The sequence below is a fragment of the Chryseobacterium sp. AC417 genome, from assembly GCF_979258215.1.
Map to the genome: position 1 here is coordinate 1,449,961 of NZ_OZ409845.1, position 22,531 is coordinate 1,472,491.

At 34.7% G+C, this 22,531-nt stretch carries 23 protein-coding genes and 1 tRNA gene; 7 read left to right on the forward strand and 17 right to left on the reverse strand.

Translation table 11 applies throughout. The features are described 5' to 3' along the window. Window positions 1–55 precede the first annotated feature (55 nt). From ACZZ9T_RS07050 to ACZZ9T_RS07070, 5 genes are all read right to left on the reverse strand, one after another. Complete coding sequence (locus ACZZ9T_RS07050) at window positions 56–550, reverse strand: NADH-quinone oxidoreductase subunit C (protein WP_463441471.1); 495 nt, start codon at window positions 548–550, stop codon at window positions 56–58. Window positions 551–554: 4 nt separating this feature from the next. Beyond that, window positions 555–1,115: an NADH-quinone oxidoreductase subunit B gene (locus ACZZ9T_RS07055; RefSeq protein WP_229985859.1), complete on the reverse strand. Its 561-nt coding sequence runs from the start codon at window positions 1,113–1,115 to the stop codon at window positions 555–557. Window positions 1,116–1,216: 101 nt separating this feature from the next. Then, complete coding sequence (locus ACZZ9T_RS07060; protein WP_047447213.1) at window positions 1,217–1,588, reverse strand: NADH-quinone oxidoreductase subunit A; 372 nt, start codon at window positions 1,586–1,588, stop codon at window positions 1,217–1,219. A gap of 121 nt (window positions 1,589–1,709) precedes the next feature. Beyond that, a complete protein-coding gene (locus tag ACZZ9T_RS07065) occupies window positions 1,710–1,886 on the reverse strand; it encodes a hypothetical protein (RefSeq protein WP_463441472.1) in 177 nt (58 codons plus the stop codon). Between the two features lies 1 nt (window position 1,887). Continuing rightward, on the reverse strand, window positions 1,888–3,012 hold the full coding sequence (locus ACZZ9T_RS07070) for a GNAT family N-acetyltransferase (protein ID WP_463441473.1): 1,125 nt from the start codon (window positions 3,010–3,012) through the stop codon (window positions 1,888–1,890). A 106-nt stretch (window positions 3,013–3,118) separates the two neighbouring features. Here ACZZ9T_RS07070 and ACZZ9T_RS07075 point away from each other — a divergent pair, with 106 nt between their 5' ends. Further along, the gene (locus tag ACZZ9T_RS07075) at window positions 3,119–3,808 is read left to right on the forward strand and encodes a zinc metallopeptidase (protein ID WP_463441474.1); all 690 of its coding nucleotides are present in this window, start codon (window positions 3,119–3,121) and stop codon (window positions 3,806–3,808) included. A gap of 1 nt (window position 3,809) precedes the next feature. On the opposite strand, the gene ACZZ9T_RS07080 is transcribed toward ACZZ9T_RS07075, so the two are convergent. From ACZZ9T_RS07080 to rbfA, 7 genes are all read right to left on the reverse strand, one after another. Next, the gene (locus ACZZ9T_RS07080) at window positions 3,810–4,415 is read right to left on the reverse strand and encodes an IMPACT family protein (RefSeq protein WP_463441475.1); all 606 of its coding nucleotides are present in this window, start codon (window positions 4,413–4,415) and stop codon (window positions 3,810–3,812) included. 10 nt (window positions 4,416–4,425) lie between these two features. Beyond that, window positions 4,426–5,451: a bifunctional diaminohydroxyphosphoribosylaminopyrimidine deaminase/5-amino-6-(5-phosphoribosylamino)uracil reductase RibD gene (gene ribD / locus ACZZ9T_RS07085; protein ID WP_463441476.1), complete on the reverse strand. Its 1,026-nt coding sequence runs from the start codon at window positions 5,449–5,451 to the stop codon at window positions 4,426–4,428. A 56-nt stretch (window positions 5,452–5,507) separates the two neighbouring features. Continuing rightward, window positions 5,508–7,310, reverse strand: coding sequence for a DUF349 domain-containing protein (locus ACZZ9T_RS07090; RefSeq protein WP_463441477.1), 1,803 nt, complete (start codon window positions 7,308–7,310; stop codon window positions 5,508–5,510). Between the two features lie 70 nt (window positions 7,311–7,380). Next, entirely contained in the window at window positions 7,381–8,118 is a 738-nt protein-coding gene (locus ACZZ9T_RS07095) for a shikimate dehydrogenase family protein (protein ID WP_463441478.1), read from the reverse strand. 60 nt (window positions 8,119–8,178) lie between these two features. Continuing rightward, complete coding sequence (locus tag ACZZ9T_RS07100; RefSeq protein WP_463441479.1) at window positions 8,179–9,954, reverse strand: endonuclease; 1,776 nt, start codon at window positions 9,952–9,954, stop codon at window positions 8,179–8,181. Window positions 9,955–10,003: 49 nt separating this feature from the next. Then, window positions 10,004–11,209, reverse strand: coding sequence for an ABC transporter permease (locus tag ACZZ9T_RS07105; protein ID WP_463441480.1), 1,206 nt, complete (start codon window positions 11,207–11,209; stop codon window positions 10,004–10,006). A 6-nt stretch (window positions 11,210–11,215) separates the two neighbouring features. Next, window positions 11,216–11,575 (reverse strand): 30S ribosome-binding factor RbfA, encoded by a 360-nt coding sequence (gene rbfA / locus ACZZ9T_RS07110; protein WP_463430803.1) that lies wholly within the window; start codon window positions 11,573–11,575, stop codon window positions 11,216–11,218. A 92-nt stretch (window positions 11,576–11,667) separates the two neighbouring features. Between rbfA and mce the strand changes: the two genes are divergently transcribed. From mce to pelA, 6 genes are all read left to right on the forward strand, one after another. Then, window positions 11,668–12,066 (forward strand): methylmalonyl-CoA epimerase, encoded by a 399-nt coding sequence (mce, locus tag ACZZ9T_RS07115; protein WP_463441481.1) that lies wholly within the window; start codon window positions 11,668–11,670, stop codon window positions 12,064–12,066. A gap of 62 nt (window positions 12,067–12,128) precedes the next feature. Beyond that, window positions 12,129–12,202 (forward strand) — tRNA-Ile (locus tag ACZZ9T_RS07120). A gap of 168 nt (window positions 12,203–12,370) precedes the next feature. After that, window positions 12,371–13,132: a GLPGLI family protein gene (locus tag ACZZ9T_RS07125; protein ID WP_463441482.1), complete on the forward strand. Its 762-nt coding sequence runs from the start codon at window positions 12,371–12,373 to the stop codon at window positions 13,130–13,132. Window positions 13,133–13,516: 384 nt separating this feature from the next. Next, entirely contained in the window at window positions 13,517–15,319 is a 1,803-nt protein-coding gene (locus ACZZ9T_RS07130) for a metallophosphoesterase family protein (RefSeq protein WP_463441483.1), read from the forward strand. A 158-nt stretch (window positions 15,320–15,477) separates the two neighbouring features. Then, the gene (locus ACZZ9T_RS07135; protein WP_463441484.1) at window positions 15,478–16,665 is read left to right on the forward strand and encodes a DUF4861 domain-containing protein; all 1,188 of its coding nucleotides are present in this window, start codon (window positions 15,478–15,480) and stop codon (window positions 16,663–16,665) included. Between the two features lie 7 nt (window positions 16,666–16,672). Then, complete coding sequence (gene pelA, locus ACZZ9T_RS07140; RefSeq protein ID WP_463441485.1) at window positions 16,673–17,686, forward strand: pectate lyase; 1,014 nt, start codon at window positions 16,673–16,675, stop codon at window positions 17,684–17,686. A gap of 234 nt (window positions 17,687–17,920) precedes the next feature. Here pelA and ACZZ9T_RS07145 read toward each other — a convergent pair whose 3' ends face one another. The 5 genes from ACZZ9T_RS07145 to ACZZ9T_RS07165 are packed head-to-tail and all read right to left on the reverse strand — an operon-like array spanning window position 17,921 to window position 22,475. Next, window positions 17,921–18,208, reverse strand: coding sequence for a hypothetical protein (locus ACZZ9T_RS07145; RefSeq protein ID WP_463441486.1), 288 nt, complete (start codon window positions 18,206–18,208; stop codon window positions 17,921–17,923). Beyond that, window positions 18,177–20,396, reverse strand: coding sequence for a glycoside hydrolase family 95 protein (locus tag ACZZ9T_RS07150; RefSeq protein WP_463441487.1), 2,220 nt, complete (start codon window positions 20,394–20,396; stop codon window positions 18,177–18,179). Before ACZZ9T_RS07150 ends, ACZZ9T_RS07145 begins: the two co-directional genes overlap by 32 nt. Window positions 20,397–20,430: 34 nt before the next feature. Next, window positions 20,431–21,333 (reverse strand): alpha/beta hydrolase, encoded by a 903-nt coding sequence (locus ACZZ9T_RS07155; protein WP_463441488.1) that lies wholly within the window; start codon window positions 21,331–21,333, stop codon window positions 20,431–20,433. A 46-nt stretch (window positions 21,334–21,379) separates the two neighbouring features. Further along, window positions 21,380–21,721: a cupin domain-containing protein gene (locus ACZZ9T_RS07160; RefSeq protein WP_463441489.1), complete on the reverse strand. Its 342-nt coding sequence runs from the start codon at window positions 21,719–21,721 to the stop codon at window positions 21,380–21,382. A gap of 16 nt (window positions 21,722–21,737) precedes the next feature. Beyond that, complete coding sequence (locus ACZZ9T_RS07165; RefSeq protein WP_463430845.1) at window positions 21,738–22,475, reverse strand: rhamnogalacturonan acetylesterase; 738 nt, start codon at window positions 22,473–22,475, stop codon at window positions 21,738–21,740. Window positions 22,476–22,531: the final 56 nt, after the last annotated feature.

Sequence of the window (22,531 nt, forward strand, 5' to 3'; positions counted from 1 at the left end):
AAATGCTTTAGGCTTTAGGCTTTAAGCTTATTGCTTACTGCTTACTGCATTATTTTTATCTTCCGAACATTGCGTCGTCCTTGTCGGTTCTTGTACCATCTTCAAGACGATATTCTTTCAACATTGGGTGGTAACCCAGATCTTCCATATTTAAAATAGGTCTTAAATCGGGGTGTCCTTTGAATTTAATTCCGTAGAAATCAAAAGTTTCTCTTTCCATCCAGTTTGCTCCAGCATATAATTCTGTGAGAGAGTCAACTTCGATATTTTCTCTTGACATGAAAATCTTCAAACGCAGTCTGAAGTTGGTCATCATATTTTGTAAATGATACACTACACCGATTTCTTTCTCAGGAAATTCCGGGTAATGGATTCCACAAACATCCGTAAGAAAATTAATTTCTAAAGATGAATCTTTCAAATAATGAATGATTTTTTTAATATCTTCTTTTTTAACTTCAATGGTCAGCATTCCGTAAGGTTCTGAACTAGAGATTACAGTATCCGGAAATTCTCTTGTAATGGCTTCTAATACAAATTCGTTCGTCATTCTCTTAGTTGCTAATGTTATAAGAGTCTAGTAAATGCTGATATTCCGGTGCATCTCTTCTTCGCAGGCTTTCACTTTCTGCCAATGCCTGAACCTGCATTACCCCTTCGATGATCTGCTCTGGTCTTGGCGGGCATCCAGGAACGTAAACGTCTACCGGGATAATTTTGTCAATTCCCTGCAAAACAGAATAACTGTCGAAAATACCACCGCTTGAAGCACATGCCCCAACAGCTACAACCCATTTTGGCTCAGCCATCTGAGTGTAAACTTCTTTCAAAACAGGTCCTAATTTTTTAGAAATAGTTCCGCAAACCATCAGCATATCTGCCTGTCTTGGTGAGAAAGAGTTTCTTTCCATACCAAATCTTGAAGCATCATAAGTTGGGTTTAGGGTTGCCATGAATTCGATGCCACAACAAGAAGTTGCAAAAGGTAAGGGCCAAAGTGAAAACTTTCTTGCCATTCCGATTACGCTGCTCAGTTTTGTTGCGAAAAAACCTTCTCCTTCAAATCCTTCGGGAGCCGGTGCATCTGTTCTTATAATTGGTTTTTGATCTGACATTTTGTTGATTTTAAGATTTTAATTTAGATTTAAAATTACGGTTAATGTTAACTTTAATTCAATTGTGTTTATCTAAATCTCTTATTTAAAATTATAATTAATTATTTATCCCAATCTAATGCTCCGCGTTTCCAGACATAAAAAAATGCCAGAAAGAAAATTGCTACAAACATTAGGACTGCGAAAAAACCTTCAACTCCGAATTCTCTAAAGTTGACAGCGTATGGATAAAAGAATACGATTTCAATATCAAACAATACAAAAAGCACTGCTGTTAAGAAATATTTAATAGAAAACGGAGTTCTCGCATTTCCTTCAACAGGAATACCACATTCCCAGCTTGAGTTTTTTACAGAATTCCCTTTTTTCTGCTGCGGTCCCAAAAAATGAGCTCCAAGCAAAGAAATGGCAACAAAACCAATGGCTACACCGGCTTGTATGAGTATCGGAATATAACTTTCGGGTAAATTCATTTTTACATTATTATCTCAAGTTGCAAATTTAGACAATAAACAATAAAGCATGAAATTAATCAACTTAAAAGTCTGATGAAAATGGAGAAAACCGATAATTTAGAATCAATAAAAATAGGAGTTACTTTTTCATTTTCTTAAGCAGAGCAAACGCCATGAAAGAGATGTAAGCAAAAAGTATACTTGCATACAATATGTTGACAATCGTGTTTATTCTGTCGTCTTCTATCTTAAAAAAAACATTATATGAGATGAATCCTGCGATGAGAATGGCGAAAAAAATCAGATGTATTTTCATATTAAAATTTTAAAGAATACGTTCTTCTTCTTTTATGATTAACGGGATTGTAATCCTGCCAAAGTACCTGTACGCTTTTGTTTTCCTCCAATTCCGGGTTAGTTTCTGCAAAATCGATCCCCATATTATTGAAACGAACGAAAATTTCTTTGAAAATAATTGCAGTTACACCACGTCTCTGATATTCCGGATGAATTCCGATGAGATAAAAGTTAGCGCGATCGTTTTTCTTTTGAGCCTGAAGAAAATGCCACCATCCAAACGGGAAAAGCTTGCCCTTAGCTTTTTGCAATGCTCTCGAATAAGAAGGCATCGTCACGGCGAAGGAAACCAATTCATCATGTTCATCCACTACACAGATTACGTAGTTTTTAGCAATCATGGGAAAGAACTTTTCTTTATAAGTTTTAATCTGTTCTTCGGAAATAGGAGTGTAGGTGGAAAGATGTTTGTACGTCTCGTCAAGCAACTTAAACATCGGTTTTACGTAAGGTAAAATCTCTTCTTTACTATTAAAATCTAAAACTCTTAAATTGTATTTTTCAGCAATCAGTTTACTGAATTTTTCAACTTTAGGAGGCAGGATTTTAGGGAAATTCATTTCAAATTCTACCCATTCTTTTTCTTTTACCAGACCGAGACTTTCAATATGCTTAGGATAATATTCATGGTTGTAAATTCCGATCATCGTGGCGATTTTTTTAAATCCAAAAGTCAGCATTCCTGCCTTATCAAGATTTGTAAAACCCATGGGTCCTTCAATACGGTCAATCTGATGCGATTTTGCATAATCAATGACTGTATTAATCAGAGCTTTTGAAACTTCCTGATCATCAATAAAATCAATCCATCCGAAACGAACTTTTCTGATGCCGAGCTCTTTTTCTTCTTTATGATTAATAATTACCGCAATTCTACCAACAATTTTATTGTTTTTCCAAGCTAAAAACTGCTTCGCCTCACAATATTGCAACGCAGGATTTTCCTGAGAATTCCAGGCATTCAATTCATCTTTAATTAATGAAGGCACATAATATGGATTGTTTTTATACAAATCCATCGGGAATTTTACAAATTGTTTTAATTCGTTCGGTGTTTTTATTTCAAGAACTGAAACTGCTGACATAGTATTTGAGGGTAATTTCTATTACAAATATAAATAAATAATGTCAAACCTTTGGCACAGTTTTTACATGATCTTTTGTTATAAAATGATTTAAAAAAAAATAATTATGACAGGTTATTACCTTATTATAGGAATCTCAATGCTTGTAAGCTGGCTGGTTTCTTCAAGATTGAGATCCAAATTCGAATACTATTCTAAAGTACACCTTAGAAATGGACTTTCAGGTAAAGAAGTAGCAGAAAAAATGTTGAGAGACAACGGAATTAATGACGTACAGGTAATTTCAGTTCCGGGACAGCTGACAGATCATTATAATCCTGCAGACAAAACAGTAAATCTTTCTGAAGGTGTTTATATGCAGAGAAATGCTGCAGCGGCAGCGGTCGCAGCTCACGAGTGTGGTCACGCTGTACAGCATGCTGTAGGATATTCTATGCTGCAGCTGAGATCAAAACTGGTTCCGGTTGTCAGTATCAGTTCAAATTTAATGCAGTTTGTCATCATGGGTGGTGTTGTACTGATGGTAGCAAGTGGGAACAAAATTGTTTTATTGATTGGTGTTATTATGTTTGCATTAACTACACTTTTTGCATTTATAACACTTCCTGTAGAATACGACGCCAGTAACAGAGCCATGAAATGGCTGAAAGATACAGGAACTGTAACTACAGAAGAATTTGTTGGTGTAAAAGACAGTTTGACTTGGGCGGCGAGAACCTATCTTGTTGCAGCAATCGGTTCTTTAGCGCAACTGCTTTATTTTGCATCCCTGTTAATGGGAGGTCGCAGAGATTAACCTAATCCTGAAAATCAAAAGAAATATGTTGCATCTCAGAAAGTTTTTCTGAGATGTTTTCTTTATGGGCAATTTTTAATACAGCCTTCAAAATACAGTTTTCATTAGCGTCAAAATTCACAACTTTAGCATCAAACTTTGATAGCAAAGTGAAGATAACATTTTGCTGATCAAATTGAAACTTAATTTCAATCTCAGTTTCCAGTTCTTTTGTAATGATGTTTGCTTCTTCTAAAGTAATTTTAGCAGATTCTTTATAAGCTTTTACCAAACCTGAAACACCTAGTTTGGTTCCTCCGTAATATCGGACACTGATGACTAAAACATTGGTGATTTCGTTTGCTAAAAGCTGATTGTATATTGGTAAACCTGCACTTCCGGAAGGTTCGCCATCATCATTAGCACGGTAATTTTCTCCACTTAAACCCATTCTGAAAGCATAGCAGTGATGGGTTGCTTTTGGATGTTCTGATTTTACTTTTTCTAAAGCATTTTTTAGTTCAGCTTCATTGTTTACAGGGAAAGCAAAACCGATAAATTTGCTTCCTTTTTCTTTAAGAAATATATTTTCAACAGGTTCTTCTATAGTTTTATATTCGTGCTGCATTTCTTAATTTCTAATGAGAATTTTTATGAAATTCTACCAGATTATCTCTGAATTGTTTGGTCTCGAAAGGTTCATGCAGAAATTTGGGAGCTTTGGTTCCGTTTCTTACGACGAGTTCTTTATTTTTTATAACAATGGTTTCATCCCATAAATCAGTATCAATAAACTGCTGCAAAACCATACCGCCACCTTCAACTATAACAGATTGTATCTGTAACTCGTGCAATTTTTTTAAAAGCTTTTCGATGAAATTTTCTCTTTCGGTTTTGATGAATTTTATATGTCCTTCATCTGAATTTTTCACCGAGTTAAATATCAAAGTTTCTGCTTCATGATTATAAATATGATAATCATTTGGAACTTTCAAATCTATATCAATCAGAATTCTAACTGGGTTTCTGCCTGTAACTTCTCTCGTTGTCAGACTAGGGTTGTCGCGAAGAGCAGTCATCGTTCCAATTAAAATAGCGTGTTCATTATTTCTCAATTCGTGCACATACTGTTTCGTAAGCGAATTGCTGATCTGATAAGGTTTAAAATCTTTATCCATAAATCCGTCAGCGGATTGTGCCCATTTTAAAACAATGAAAGGACGTTTTTTCTGATGATAAGTAAAGAATCTTTTATTTAGATCAATACACTCATTTTCCAAAATTCCGGATACTACTTCGATTCCTGCATCCTGAATAATTTTTTTTCCTTTTCCATTTACTTTATCATGAGAATCCATGGCGCCGATAACTACTTTTTTGAATCCCAATTCTACGATTTTCAAAGCACAAGGCGGAGTTTTGCCAAAATGAGCGCAAGGTTCCAGCGAAACATAGATGGTAGATTCCGGAATTAGACTCTTATTTTCAACCGAATGGATGGCGTTAATTTCTGCATGGTTTTCTCCTGCTTTGTGATGATACCCTTCACCAATGATTTTCCCATCATGAACAATCACGCTCCCCACCAAAGGATTTGGATAAGTGTCTCCCAGAGCTTTTTTTGCCAGCTCGATGCATCTTTTTATGTAAAATTCGTCTTGCATAATAAAAAAGCGAAGACAAATTTCTTTGCTTCGCCTGTATAATTGTAATTTCTATTTTAATCTCCTGAAATGATGCTGTGAAGATTCTGCTTCAAAGTTTCCAGGTGAGCTTTCTTGTTATCGATCGTGTTGTACGTATCTGCAAGCATAGGATTGTCTCTTGACGGTTTTTTGAAGAATGCCAGATTGTTTTCCAATTTTACGATTTCAGCCTCAAGATCAGAGATTTGGCTCTTGATTTTTCTTGCTTTATCAGTTAATTGGTTTTCAGATAGACCTTCTTCTTTCAGTTCAAGTTCGTTGATTTTATTCAGCTTTAATTTTTCTCTTAAAGTCTTATTAAATTCAGAATTGATTCCAATTTTATCTCTTGGAACTTTACCGATGTTGTTCCAGGAAGTTTTTATATTTTCAATTTTTTCAATACTTCCTTCTTCATCAGAAATGGTTTTCAGTTCTTCAAGAATTTCTTTTTTCTGCTTGTAATTTTCTTTCCAGTTATCGGTAGATGCATTGCTTTTTTCACGGAAATTATTAAAGAATGTATTACAGGCTTCACGGAACTCATCCCAAATTTTATTGGTCATGCTTTTTGGTACGTGACCTATTTTTTTCCAGTCATCCTGAAGTTTTTTGAAAAGCGCCACTGCCATTTCCCAGTCTTCCGAAAGCATATTGTCTTTCGCAGTCTGGATGAGTTTTAATTTCTCATCTAAATTCTCCTGCTGAGAACCTTTTAAAGATTTGTAATAATTATTTTTAGTCGTATTGAAATTTCTTAAGGTAGCTTTAAAATCATTCCAGTTGTTGTTGGATAATTTTCTCGGGACATTTCCTGTTTTTAAAAATTCAGAACGAAGTTCCTCAACTCTTTTGATGGCGTTCTGCCAGTAATTATGGTTTGGAGTGTCTGTTGGTTCAGATAATTTTTTAATCTCACCAATAATCTCATTTTTCTTTTCAAGATTGGCATTCTGCTCGGTTTCAATAGCGGCAGAAAGTTCAGATTTTCTTTCGTGAATTTTATTTGAGATTTCCTTAAATTCATCCCATGTTTTTTCACGAAATTCTTCAGCTACAGGTTCTGCCTCTTCTTTCCAAAGTTTGTGAAGATATTGTAATTCATTTAAAGCTTTTTGTACAACGGGCTCATTTTCAAGCTCTTTTGCACGGGCAATAATGTGCTGTCTCTTTTCAAGATTATGGCTGTATTCCTGCTCAAGAAATTCTTTATTCAGATCCAACATTTGATAAAACTGATTCAAATGGTGAAAATAATTATTGTTGAGGATTTTAAATTCAGATTTTGCAACCTGTCCGGCTTTTGACCATTCTTCTTTAATCTCACGAATTGATTTAAAAAGATTAACTCCGGGTTCAGAATTGGTATACAAATTTTTCAGTCTGTCGATCAATCCTTGGCGATGATCCAGATTTTTCTGCTCTTCTTCCTGACCTTTCTGGAAGGTATCATGTTTTTCTTTGAAAATGTGAATCAACGCAGAAAGTTTAGATTGTGCAGGATGCTCGAAACTGAAATTTTCAGGTGCGTTTCCTGCGTCAGTATATTCGTGCTTCTTATCTTCAATCTCATCATGAATGGCATGACTTGCTTTTTCTTTTAGTAAATTGAACTGTCTGAAATTTTCTCCTGCAGTCGTAGAATTGATGATTTTTTCCATTTCTTTGAGAGCATCAGCTAAAGAAATAGCTTCGTCTACATGCTCTTCTGCATGCTCAGTTTCCTCTTCAGGTGCAGTTTCTTCAGAAGAAACTGTGTTTTCTTGTATTTCCTGTTGAGTTTCCTCGGTAGAAATTGTATTTTCTTCGTTTTCAGAAAGATTGTTTTCTGTAATCATAGCAAATCTTTTGTGTGAGTGGTGTTATTTCTCTTTATAGAGTAAAAACCAAATAAAGTACTAATTTATGTTATTTTTTTTTATTATTCCAAATTTCCCATGCTTTTTCTGCCTGCTGTTCAAACATATAATATCCGTTCACGGTTTTAGCTTCATGTTCTGCTGATTTCAGAATAAATTTCGAATAATTTGGGTTGTAAATCAAATCCATCACCAAATGATCTTTTGATAGCCCGTTGAAAGGAAAGTTTAAACAAGCATCAGTATTTGGGAAAGTTCCTACAGGGGTACACTGCACGATAATTTTGTGATCTTCTACAGTTTTCTTATCTAAATTTTCGAAATTTAAATCTGAGTTTCTGGAAACGATCTGATTTGAAATTCCATTTTTACTTAAAATATACTGTATTGCTTTTGCAGCACCGCCATTTCCTAAAATCAATGCTGTGTTCTGATGAGATTTTCTATGGATTTTGAGCGTTTTTTCAAATCCAAAGGCATCGGTGTTGTATCCTGTACTTTTACCGTTTTCAATCAAAACACAATTTACGGCACCTATCTCTCTGGCTTCATCGCTTAGATTATCCAGATAATCAATGATTTTTTCTTTATACGGAATGGTGACGTTGAAACCTAATAGTTCAGGATCTTTAAATAAATTTTCCACCTCATCAATTTCCTGAAGATCGAAAATATTGTACGAAAACTCATTAAGCATGAGTTTCTGAAATTTATCTTCAAAAAATTTCTTAGAAAAAGAATAAGAAATGTTTCTCCCGATGAGACCTAGTTTTTTATTAGCATTCATAGATCAAAAATAAAAAAAAGACCGAAAAAATCGGTCTTTAAATGAGAATATATTTTTTAATTATTCGACAATGAATTTTGAAGAAGTATGGTCTGTTTTCAGAATATAAATTCCTTTTGTAATACCGTCGAGATTGATTTTGTTTGAATTTTTGAAAGGATTTGAAACTGACATGATTAATTTTCCGGATACATCATAAATGTCAGCTTTTGAAATTTTAATTAAATTTTCACCTTTTACAAAAAGTTCGTTATTCTTCACAGGATTAGGATAAATGCTGAAAGATTTTCCTTTTGTAGTTTCTACTGTGCTTAAAGTATTGAAACAAGTCCAGCTCAGGTCATCAATTGCCACTCTGTTTGACGAAACAGGATTAATTAGTTTGATGATGATGTTACCTGAAACATTGATATTATTGATGGTTGTAGTAACCACATTATCTCCGTAAGGAACTGTACCTACAGTTACGCCATTGATTTGTAGATTCAAACTGTTTGAAGTACCACTAAATTTACGTTGTGTTGTTACTGTTAAGCTTTGAATACCACCAGAAAGTGAGCTGCTTGTAAGATCACCATTCTGAATCGTGATTGCTTTTCCTGTAATGGTTTGGTCTGTTCGCGCATCTGTGGCAGTCCATGTAATGTTATTACTAGTCCATGTTCTTGTTGTATAGTTCGTTGCACTTGCCGGAATATTTGTAAAATCTTCGGTTCCACAACTTCCGCCTCCGGGTTGTCCTGCTAAAGTTGTTGCGGTTGCAGTATTGCTTTGTGGCGATGGGTTTCCGGCAGCATCTGTGGCAATGATATAGAATGTATAGGTTGTGAGTGGGTTTAATCCCTGAACCGTTGCAGTAGTTCCTGTTACGGTTGAATTGAATGTTCCGTTAACATAAATTGCATATCCTGCAACACCTATATTGTCTGTAGAAGCTGTCCAGCTTAATGAAACTGAATTGGAAGTAGGATTGTTTGCTACAAGATTGGTTGGAGCTGTCGGAGCCTGAGTGTCTACTACAGGAGTTCCCCAAACCGCATTTACAAATTGCGGATTGTCAATATATGGATTTCTATTTCCCTGGAAAGAATATGTAGCGTTGTTTCTACTAATCTCAGCTAGTGAAACAGGGTCCTGAGCATGCCAAGCAAGCAGTTGATTAAGTTCCCATGTTTGCAATCCCGGGAATGCTGTGCTTCCAAGCATGTCTCCCGAAGAAAACCCTGAAAGTTGTGTTTCGTATCTTGTAACGAAGTAAAATATCATTCTTGCAACATCGCCTTTGAATTCATTGATTGGTTCAAAAACAGTTCCTGAATATCCTGCTGATGCTGAAGTTCCTAATTTTGAACCATTTAAAGATACGAATGATGAGGTCTGCACGACACCGAACGGATAATTAGATCTCATACCATTTACTTTTCCATCAGTTGCCCTTACGAAATGTGCATCTGATTTCATAGGAAATGCTTCGTTGAATAAGCTTTGTGGTACGATGTGTTCTCTGTTGTAGCAGTTTCCCTCTACAGTATAATTTCCACATTGGTTGGTAACTACGGTAAAGTTGTACGGATCTGCAGCGGTTGGTCTTTCGGAATAGATATCTAAAATAGAACCGTCGTTTTCGTAATAATAATCGCGGTCTGTAGTTTGGTATGCGATCCACAATCCGCCATATCCATTATCTGTATGACCATTGGTAATAATGGTTTTCAGTTGGCTTTTCAGAGCTGCACCCGTAAGAGTAGCTGTCCCATTATAATATCCCGCAGGAATCTGTGCAAAAGCATTGATGAATACAATACTTAATATTAAAGAATATAAAATTCGCTTCATTTTTTTTTAATTGGATGGCAAATCTACGAAAAAATTGAAGTGTAATATATTAATTTTTAGTAATATAATCTTTACTGATTTTAGAGAAGAACCAGGAAATGGAAATTCCGAATAAAGATGCCGTTGCAGCTACAATGAAATAATTTTCTGCAACAATTTTTACTGGAAAAGGGAGTGTTTCAACTGCTTTAAAAAACTCAGTTTCCAGTTGGAAAAAACATAATGCTGTTCCCAAAATTAAGCCTGAGATAACACCCAGAACAACAATCAGAATACCAGTGTAGAAATATGTTTTTCTTAAATGACTTAAAGGAAATCCTAAAGAGACTAAGGATTTTGCCTGTTGTTTTTTATCAAGCTGCAAGATAATAATTGCTCCTGCCAAGTTGAATGTGGTAATGAAAATTACCAAAGCGAATATTAAATAAATGAAAAGTTTTTCTGTATTGATCATCTTCCAGAAAGCGGCATTTTCTTCCTGTTTGGTTTTTATCTCAATTCCTTTCCCGATTGATGAAAGCAAATCTTTTTTTACTTTATCTATTTTGTCAGGATTTTTGAGCTTAATAACAATTTGGTATGCTGAATTCTTTGGAAGATCAAGTAATTCTTCAGATAACTCAATCGGTGCGATGATATAATTGTTTAGCTGATCATTTCCCGGAAAAATACCAGTAACCAGAATATTTTTTTTATTGTAAATATCTTCTTCTTTATTAATAATTCCTGTTCCGGATTTTGGCATAAAAACGGTAGCAAAATTATTTAAAGTATCTACAGGTATTGAGAGCCGCATTTCTAACGAATGCTCCATAATGACCTCATTCGAATATTGAAACCCGGGATATTTTCCGAAGAAAATAGTTTTATCAATAGGATTTACTTTGATATATGAAGAATCTACCCCTCTTAGATATCCGATGTCACCTTTTCCGTTGTAATTCAGATATACTTTCTCTTCAATAACACGAGAAAAATCCTGAATTTCTTTATTTTTATGTAAGATGTCTTTTATCTTATTAAAATCTTTAATTGTTTTGCCTGAAGTACTTTTTACCGTTAAATCGGCATGCAGATTTGAAATAAGATTCTGATTAAAAACCTCTAACCCGGAGAATACCGAGATGATAACAAACATTGCTGCAACAGCAACCATCATAGCTCCTACAGCCAACCACGTAATAAACGTGACAGCTGTACTTCCTTTTTTAGATAAAAGGTAGCGTGATGCGATATAAAATGCAATGTTTTTCAAAATAGTTTACAATACAGGATTGTCGCCTTCACCTCTGAGTTCTTTTTCCAGCTTTTCTACATCATCAAGAGCTGTATCCAGATAAAAGTTAAGCTGGGGGATTACACGCACTTGTTTAGCCATCTTCTGACCAAGGAAATTTCTGTATTGTGCTTTATTAAGCTCAATTTCTTTCATGATCGAAGCTCTGAACTCTTGCGGAAATATGCTTAAATAAATTTTTGCCACTCCCAAATCGGGTGAAATTTTCACATCAGAAACCGAAACTAAAAAACTCTGTTTGCTTTCTGCTGATTGTTTTCGGAAAAGTTCTGCGAAATCTTCCTGTATTATTTGTGCTACTTTTCTTTGTCTGTTACTTTCCATAAGTTCTGCAAATTTACTATTTTTGTTTGAATTGCCTGTTTGAAAATGTAGACAACATTCAAATCTATGATTAATCATTGTAAAATTATTTTATGAAACTAGAACATATCGGTATTGCCGTAAAAACTTTAGGCTTTTCTGACGAACTTTTTGAAAAGCTGTTAGGAAAAAAATCATATAAAAATGAAACTGTGGAGAGGGAAGGAGTCACAACATCTTTTTACCAGACAGGTGAAAGCAAAATTGAGTTGCTGGAGGCAACTCACGCAGAAAGCCCGATTTCTAAATTCATAGAAAAAAGAGGTGAAGGAATCCATCATTTGGCATTTGGTGTAGAAAACATAGTTGAGGAAGTGAAAAGGTTAAAAAATGAAGGTTTTGAATTTATCTCTGAACAACCCAAAGAAGGAGCTGATAATAAATTAGTTGTCTTCCTGCACCCCAAATCTACGAATGGAGTGCTGATAGAACTTTGCCAAGAAAAGCGATAAAAAATTTTGTAATGAAAGAAATTTTACTATTTTTGCAATCACAAAATTTAACCAAATTTTGAGGTCCTATAGCTCAGTTGGTTAGAGCACCTGACTCATAATCAGGTGGTCCCTGGTTCGAGCCCAGGTGGGACCACTTTTATAATCAAGCACTTACAGAAATGTTGGTGCTTTTTTATTTTAGGCTGCAACAATACTGCAACAATTTGTAAATTTGACTTAAAGTAGTTTAGAAATTCAGGTTGGGAAGACGGAGGAGAATAAATTCTTTGATGAATATTATCTTTAATTTTTAAATATAATTATGAAGTTGTTATTGAGGATTATTTTAATTATATGTATAATAGTTAGTCATAATTTTTATTCACAAAAATTCAATATTGAGACTGTAATAAAAATGTCTTATGAATCTTCACTAAAATTAGGTGAGAAATTCAGAAAGAAGCAATCTTTTATTTTAGTCGGTAATTCAACAGAATATTATTTTGCAGGATATCAGAATTATCTTAATGACTTTAAAAAGTATAAAGAATCTGGTGTAGATTTACAAGCAATAAGTGATTATTTTCAGGAAAGAATAATTAAAACCAGTACAGATTTAAACGTATTTTATTCCCGTGCTGATGTCAATATTTACTATTCTGAAGATGTACCTTTAAAATGGGTGCTTTATTCTGATACTAAAATCATTGCTGGGGTTAAATGCCAGAAAGCTGCTACAAATGCATTTGGAATGAGATGGATTGCATTTTTTTCAAAAGAATATAAACAAAACATTGGACCATATAAATTTTATGGCTTACCAGATTTGGTTTTTGAAGTTTTTGATACAAGAGATGATTATCATTTTACACTTTCAAAAATTGAGAAATTCAGTGAAAAATTAGTTTTTAATGAAAGAAAATTTAAGCTTTTTCCAAAGTCGAAATACCTTAAAGCAAAATTTTCGTTAGATTTTGAAGGTGCTGCTTTTCCTCCGATGTATGGTGATATGAAGAGAGAATATGACGAAACTACCACGGCTCTTAAAAAGATGTTTAATAATCCTATCGAGATTCAACCGTAAATATTGCATAACTGTTTGTAAATTATGTTTTTTTAAAATATTTTTATATTCCGTTCTCTTAGAGAGCGGTTTTTTTTTGAAGATTTTTAAACAAGAATCATGAATTCGATCTAGTACTTATTTATATATCAAAATTAAAATACTTGAAAGCCCATAAATAAAGGGGAAAATAAAAATTATTTGATAAGGTGGAACCAAAATCAAATCAAGCACTTACAAAAAGTAGGTGCTTTTTTGTTTCACTATAGAAAAAACATTTCATTTTAGTATAAGTTTAAAGTATCATCAGATAGAATTGTCAAATAAACTTAAAACAAAAATAAACTTACGGCAACATTCAATTGATACGGAAACACTACTTTTCAAGAATTAAAATTTTCAGTTTTGGCGAAACATTTCACATGCTTTTTTATTCTTTTTTTATTTCTTTTGGGAACGCTAAATGCTCAGCAAAAACCTATTCAGATTGCTTTTCTTGCAGATGTCCATTTTCAGGATTTGTACGGTGATTTTTCAGATAACTCTTTCAAGGGAGTTGAAAATCCTAAAACCAAAAAGAAAACTCTGCTGAGAACGATGAATTCGCAGCTGCATTCTACAAGAATTTTTAATGAAAATTATTTTGCATTTTTAGCGGCATTGGATGACGTTGCAAAAAGAGGGATTAAGTTAGTAGCTCTTCCCGGAGATTACACAGATGACGGACAAGCCTATAATTTGCGCGGACTTAAGCAAATCCTCAATGAATATCAGAACAAATATGGGATAAGGTTTTTTATCACAACAGGAAATCATGATCCGGTAAGCCCATTTTTGAAGGATGGAGGTAAATCTGATTTTTTAGGCGAAAATGGAAGTCCGTTCAATATTTTCAGTGATAAGAATTTAGTTCAAAATAAGAATGTGGAAACCATTATAACGAAAGATATCGCTATGTCCGGTTATCTTGAAATTATGAACGAGTTAAAAGAATTCGGTTTTTTACCTTCCAGAAATGATGTATTCTGGCAGACCCCTTTTAATAAAGACTTTTATGAGGATTATAATTTTGAAAATGCTCTGAAAAGCTCAGACTATACCAAACGGATGTACGAAGTCAGTCCGGGTTTTGTGATACCAGATCTGAGTTATGTTGTAGAACCAGTTGATGGAATTTGGCTTTTGGCGATTGACGGAAATACGTATTTACCCAAAAACATCAAAGGAAATCCTAAAGATCCGAATAATCTTCAAGGCGCATATGTTGGGTATAATAAGGTCTTATCAAACAAAAAGCACCTCATTGAATGGGTTAAGAATATTTCTCAGGAAGCAGAGAAAAAAGGTAAAGTATTGATTGCTTTTACACATTATCCGATGTTGGATTTTAATGACGGAGCTTCTGCTGACATTAAGAATTTATTAGGCAAAAATAAATGGCAACTGGAGAGAGTTCCCACCAACGAAGTTGCTGAGGTTTTTTCTGAAGCCGGCATAAAATTGCATTTTGCTGGTCATATGCACATCAATGATACCGGAGTGAAAAAATTTGAAAATGGGAAAATGCTGGTCAATATTCAGGTTCCGTCATTGGCGGCTTATCTTCCGGGATATACAATTCTGACTGTAAATTCGAAGGATCAGTTTGAGGTAAAAACGGTTTCTATCACCCACGTTCCAAGATTTGATGAACTTTTCCCGTTGTATAAAAAGGAATTCGAAGCCTTAAAAAGCAGGGATACAAAAGATATCTGGAACGCCGATATTCTGAAAACTAAAAATTATCATGATTTCACTTTATTTCATTTAAAAGAATTGGTGCGAATGAGATTTGTTCCTTCAGACTGGCCAAAAGATTTTATAGAAAAGGCTCAAAAAATTTCCGGTGAAGATTTACTTTTTTTAAGTCTAAACAATAAAAAGTCAACCCTTAAAGATTCAAAAAAATATAGAAATTGGAATTTTGAAGACGCCTTAGTGAATTTGTATCAATTGCAATCAGCAGATGAACTGGCAAAAAATGACATTTCTAAAGAAAGACTTTTACAGTTTGAAATTTTGAATAAAAACTTCGAAAAATTGAATACCAAAGATGAGTTTCTTCTTCAGCTTACCACTTTTTTTAATATTTTAAATAAGCTTTCTTCCGGGGAACCTGCACATCATTTTCGAATAAATTTTAAAACGAATGAAATCAAAAGGCTGTAAAATGTCTTTAAAATCAAATTAAAATCAATATTTATCCGAAATTCAACTTAACATTTACATCAAAATAGAATCAAACGTAAAATTATTTAACAAAATTTACAATACTTTCATCAATGGATATTCGATAATTTTGTTATTTTTACAAAAAACTATATAAGATGTATGTAAGCAAAAGATCAGTTTTCGGACTGATATGCGCAATCGATTGCATTGTTGGTGTCAATCTCGCATCAGCTCAATCTTCAATTCAAGTGAAAAATACTCAGAGTTTTTCGAGAAATGAAGTAGTTTCAATTTCTGTCAGTCAATTGAAATCTTTTTTAAATCAAAATAAAGAATCAGAGTTAAGAATAAAAAATGCTCAGAATCAGTATCTTCCGATACAGTGGGTGGATGATGATGGCGACGGTAGAAGTGACGAACTTCTTTTTCAGGCAAAAATTGATGCAGAGAAAACCGCAAGATATACGATTGTTGCAGATTCAAAAACGCCAGTTCCCAAAAGTGAATTGACAACTTATTCAAGACTGGTTCCGGAAAGAGTTGACGATTATACCTGGGAAAATGATAAAATTGCGTTCCGGGTTTATGGTCCGAAAGGTCAGGCAGAAGCTTTGGCTAAAGTAAAAGGAAGTACATTGTCCAGCGGAGTTGATATTTGGTTAAAAAGAACCGAGAAATCTGTTATTAATGATTGGTACAAAGGTTATTTAACTGATCCGATGTATTATCACAAAGACACGAGAGGTGAGGGTTATGACCCATATCACGTAGGAGACAGCCGTGGAACAGGCGGAATCGGAATATGGAAAGATGAAAAATTACAGGTTTCACAAAATTTCGTGACTTCAAAAACCATTGCAGAAGGTCCGCTAAGAACGGTTTTCGAATTAACTTATGCTCCATGGAGTGAATTTGGAGTGAAAGAAACAAAAAGAATTTCTCTTGATCTCGGCTCAAATTTTTCTAAGTTTGAATCAAATTTTGAATCTGAAAGATCTGCCCCGAATTACACGATCGGAATCACACTTCACAAAAACGAAGGAGAAAGCAAACTCAATGATAAAAACGGATATTACCTGCATTGGGAAAAAATTGATGATGCTTTTGTTGGTGAAGGTATTGTCGTTGATCCGAAAATTATTGAAAAATCCATAGCTTTCAAATCTGAAACTCCTGATCAGAGTAATTTGCTGGTTGTAACAAAACCTCAGAAAAAACTGACGTATTACGCAGGATTTGCATGGCAGAAAAGCGGACAGATAAAAACACAAAAAGATTGGGAAAGCTTATTGAAAAAACAAGCTCAGCTTATTGCCAATCCGTTACTAATTTCTATTAAATAAATTTAAAATGATGAATATAAAATTGACGATAGCTTCTTTCTGTCTGATAACAACTGCATCTTTTGCACAGGTAAAAGATACTTTAGCCGAAAAAATGATGGTTTATCAGCTGCCAAATGGTGGTTGGGGAAAACATACCAGTGATAAACAAAATGTAGATTATACTAAAAAGATTGACCCTAAACTTTTAAAAATAATCAAAACGGCTGACAATGATTTTGCAACGATTGATAATAATGCAACGACAAAGGAAATTAATGGTTTAATCAAAGCCTATCAATCGACAAAAAATCCTGCCTACTTAAAATCAGCAGAAAAAGGAATTGAATATCTGCTTTCTATGCAATACGATAATGGTGGTTTTCCTCAGTATTTTCCCAACTCATCGATTTACAGAAAGCAAGTGACGTATAATGATAATGCGATGATTAATGTATTGACGATTTTTAACAAAATTTCTGAAGGAAAAGATGGTTTTGACGTTGTAAAGTCTCAGTTAAAAGAAAAGTCAAAAATCGCTTTGCAAAAAGGGATTGGATGTATTTTGAAAACTCAGATTATACAAAACGGAAAATTGTCTATTTGGGCAGATCAGTATAACGAAATTACTTTAAAACCTGAAAAAGCCAGAGCTTTCGAACCGATGTCTTTGGCCACCGGAGAATCGGTAAATATTGTAAAGTTTCTGATGATGCAGCCTGTAAATCCTGAGATCGAAAAATCAATTAAATGTGCAGTACAATGGTTTAAAGAAAGCAAAATCGATGGCTATATGTATGAGGTTTCAAATGTAAATGGAAAAGCAGTGCGTACTCTAAATAAAAAAGAAGGATCAACAGTTTGGGCGAGATTTTATGATATTCCTACCAACAAACCAGTCTTTGGCGATCGTGACGGAAGTGTGAAGTTCAACTACGAAGAAGTATCAGAAGAGCGCAGAATGGGCTACAGCTGGTACAACGAATCGGGAACGAAACTGATTAACAGCGAATATCAAAAGTGGCTGAAGAAAATAATTTGACACAATAATAAAAGAAACCTCATAGTTTTTAAAACTTATAAGGTTTGATATAATACGAAATCCTGACGCAGAAAAGTGTCAGGATTTTTTGTGCAGTTTTTCATGCAGATTTTGTGATTAAAGAATCTCCTGAATCCGCAAAATCCGGGAGAGCATAAAATAACGCCCCCAAAGATTTTCACAGATTTTCACATACAAACATCAGTGAAAATCCGTGCCATCTGCGGCAAAAAATTATTTCGCTTTAAAGATGTAAACACCACCTTTTTCAGTTTTAAAATCAAAAAGCTGAGTTTGTTTCACAACGAATCCTTTTAAAGTTGATCCCGTAGATTTTAAAGGTTTTTTAATAGCATTTACCTGATAATATTCGTTCAGATTTTCGCCGACCGCAGGATTTAACTGGGTTTTGGATTGAAGCTGCACATCGTTCCCTAATCTGATTCTCGCATTGCCTCCCAAAGAAGATTTCACAGTCAGTTTCGTTAATTTAGAATTTTTCCATTCCAGAATCAACTTCAAAACCACCTCTCGCTTTCAAACCATTTACTGAACCTTGTGGTAAAGCATCAGGAAGTGCAGGCAAAATATATAAATAACCATCGTAGCTTTGCAAAAGCATCTCTCCAATTCCTGAAGTACAGCCAAAATTTCCATCGATCTGGAACGGCGGATGCGCATCTAGTAAATTAGGATACGTACCGCCGGATTCTCCTTTGTTATCAACAGGAACAGGTGATAATTGGTCTGAAATAAGCTTGAAAGCCCGGTTTCCGTCTAATAATCTTGCCCACCAATTAACTTTCCACCCCATCGACCAGCCTGTAGATTTATCACCACGGTAAATCATTGAATTTTTTGCTGCTTCAGCTAACTCTGCGTTTCTGAAAGGCGAAATCTGTCCCGAAGGAAATAATCCGTATAAATGCGAAATATGCCTGTGTTTATGATTGGTTCTGTCCATGTCGGTCAGCCATTCCTGCAACTGATTGTGCTGCCCGATTTGCATAGGGGGAAGTTTGCTTAAAGCTGTTTTTATTTCATCCGAAAGGCTTTTATCCTGATTTAAAATTGTTGAAGCATTAATAAAATTATTAAACACATCAAAGATCAACTGATTATCCATCGTTGTTCCTGCTGTGATGCTTACATTTTTGAAGTATTTATTTTCGGGAGACATTGATGGTGAAACGACCAGATATTTTTTTAAAGGATCCTGCTGCAGAACATCTAAGTAAAACAGAGCACAACCTTTTAAAGCTTCATAATATTTTTTCAAAAATTTCTTATCTCCGGTGTATAAATAATGATTCCAAATGTGCTGGGTAAGCCATGCTCCACCCATGGGCCACATTCCGTAGAAACCGCCGTCAACAATTCCGGTGATTCGCCAGAGATCAGTGTTGTGATGCATGTTCCAGCCTCTTGCATGGTACATTTCTTTAGCAGATTCCTGTCCGGTCACCGACAAATCCTGAATCATATCAAACAAAGGCTCGTGCATTTCGCTGAGGTTGGTGTTCTCGGCAGGCCAATAATTCATTTCTGTATTGATATTAACCGTGTATTTACTATCCCATGCAGGATTTAACTGATAATTCCAGATTCCCTGCAAATTGGCTGGCTGAGTTCCCTGTTGTGATGACGAAATTAAAAGATAGCGGCCAAACTGAAAATACAGAGCTACCAAATCAGGATCATTTGAGTTCCGGAATTCTTTTATTCTGATATCAGTTGTCTTTTTTCCCTGTTCGGTTGTTCCTAAATATAAACTTACCCGGTTAAAATATTTTTGATATTTTTCAACATGAGCTTTCAATTCATCATCGAACTTTTTGCTTGTAGCTTTATTTAAATATTGTGAAACTCTTTCATCAGAATTTCCGGAAAGGTCATTGTATTTTTTGAAATTGGTTGCAATGGAAACATAAATTATGATTTCATCAGCGTCTGTTATTTCTAGTTGATCTTGTGTTGATGTCAGCTTCCCTCCTTTCAGAACAGGAAAGATCACCGTTTTGAAATTAATTTTTCCAGTTTTATTATCAACCGTACTGCTTGTTCCGTTGATGACCAATTTATTTTTCTCTGTGAAAATAGATTTTTTCAAATGGGGAGTAGAGGCATTGATGTTGAAATTTAAGCTTCCTTTTTTACTGGAAGATAATCTGATCATGATCACATTATGGGCAAATGAGGAGAAAATTTCACGCCTAAAAGTCACTCCATTCACTTCATAAGAAACCGTGCTGATTGCTTTTTCAATATCTAAAGTGCGATTGTAGTTTTTATAATTTTCATGACCTTTAAAATCTAAGAACAAATCGCCCATCGTCTGATACGGCATTCCGTAATTTAAATTTTTTGGTGCTTGTCTTGGATAGGTTTTGTTTGTTAAATCCTGTGCGGCTTCATATTTTCCTTCATTAATGAGTTGTCTGACTTTCTGAATGCTGTCAAAAGTATTTTTCGGAACATTATTTCCGGGTTCACCAGCCCAGATCGTTTCCTCATTCAATTGAAGGTGTTCCTGAGTTGCACCTCCAAAAACCATTGCACCCAATTTTCCGTTTCCGATGGGAAGAGCTTCATTCCAGTTTTCTGCAGGTATGTTGTAGGTTAATTTTAAATTCTGTTGTGCAAATGTGAAAACTGAAATCAATAATCCAAAAGCCAGTAAAAATCTTTTATGTTGAATGTTTTTACGCATGATTTCATTTAATTGTTATCATTTTTTAAAATTATCATTTATTAATGAGCGTTTTAAGCCAGTCTGAGCATATTTTTTTCCAGTTGTCTGTCAGTTCAGATTTGTTTGTAATACCGATTTTATGTTCACCTTCAGGAAAAATAAACATTGCGCCTTTTACTTTGTTTTTTGTCATTGCCTGATAATAAAGAATGCTGTTGGTAACCTGAACTGTACGGTCATTCTGTGCATGAAATAAAATGGTAGGCGGTGTTTTTTCTGTTACTCGGTTTTGCATAGAATATTCGCTGATTTTTTCCGGCGAAGCATTTTCACCAAGTAAACTGTTGCGGCTTCCTACGTGAGCAAATTCTCCCAGATCAATAACAGGAGAAACCAGAATAGCAAAATTAGGAATGGTTGAAATACCTTCCCAATCGCCTTTTAATTCTGTGTAATCTGTAGAAATATTACTCACTGTCGCAGCAAGATGTCCTCCTGCAGAAGTACCTATCACACCAATCTGATCGGGCGAAATCCCATATTGTGAAGCGTTTTTTCTGATGTATTTTATCGCCGCCTGAATATCCTGTAAAGGAGCAATTTCTTTCTGTTTTAAATCGGGCGAAGTGGGAAGTCTGTAATTTAGAACAAAAGCAGAAATTCCCAACGTATTAAACCATTTTGCAATTTGGTAACCCCCCAGATCGTAAGTAAGTTTGTAATATCCGCCACCAGGAATTACGATTACTGCCATCTGTTTTCTGTCTTCTTTGGGTGGTAAGAATGCGAAAAGTTCAGTCTCCTTTAATTGTACAATTCTGCCGTCTTTTTCTTCTGTCTTCAATTGCAGCCCTTTAGAATTGGGCATCTGACCTTTTGGCCAGACGATGATTTTTTCCTGAGCTGAAAACTGATTAAAAAGTAAAATCATAAGTAAGAAAACCGTTTTTTTCATGGCCTGGTAATTTTAGATATTAAAAAAAATCCTCGAATGATTAGAATTAATCTTTTAGAAAATCTTCTCTGAAAGGTGTAAAAGAATCAATTAACTGACCGGCTTCCAAACATTTTACCCCATGAAAAATATTAGGCTGGGCAAAAAATCCGTCGCCTTGATGTAAGATTTTTGTTTCACCGTCCACAGTTACTTCAAATTGACCTGAAGCAACATACGTGATCTGCGAGTGAAAATGCTGATGTAAAACTCCGATGGCATCTTTCTCAAATTTTACGATGACCATCATAATCTGAGAATTGTATCCTACAAATTGTCGTGAAACACCGTTTCCTAAATCTTCCCATTCGGAATTCCCATCGAAGAATGATTCTTTTTTGAAATTCATTTTATTTTGTGTTAAACTATTTTATATATTTTTCTAAACCAGTTTTCAGACCTTTCAAAGACTTCAAAGCCAGTTTTGCAACCGTCTCTGCACCTAGTTTTGATAAATGCGTGTCATCAGCTTTATCTTTGGTGTAATATGCATTTTCACCTTCTTTAAAGTATAAATGAAGTTTTTTTGAATTCTCCGGACCGTAAGAAATTTCCATTTGCTCGGTCAGTAATTGCATATCTACAAAATCCACCTTCATATTATCGGCAACCATTCTTACCATCAAAGGATAATCTGTGTGAGTATCAATCAAAACTCCATTTTCATTAAAATTTCTTCTTGTAATGGATGTCATCAGGATGGGTGTTGCTCCTTTTGCCCTGGTTTCATTCACATATCTTTCGAGATTGGCTCTGTACTGGGTGTGAGGATTTGTAAATTTTGTTGAGTCTTTCAGTTTCTGATCATTATGCCCAAACTGAATGATGACGAAATCGCCTTTTTTAAGCTGTTTCTCCACTTTGTCCCATCTGCCTTCTGTTCGGAAACTTTTTGAGCTTCGTCCGTTCATTGCGTGATTTTGAATTTCAATACCTGTTGTTAAAAATTGAGGTAAAACCTGTCCCCAACCGTGTTCAGGATTTTTATCGGGATTATCTTTATTTGACATGGTAGAATCGCCAATTAAAAATAAAGTAGGCTTTTTCTGTGCTGACGATACTACTGAAATTACGAAACTTAGAATTAAAAGTATTTTTTTCATTTTATAAATTGATTTTTTAGGAGATGCTTCGACAAGCTCAGCATGATATTTCATTT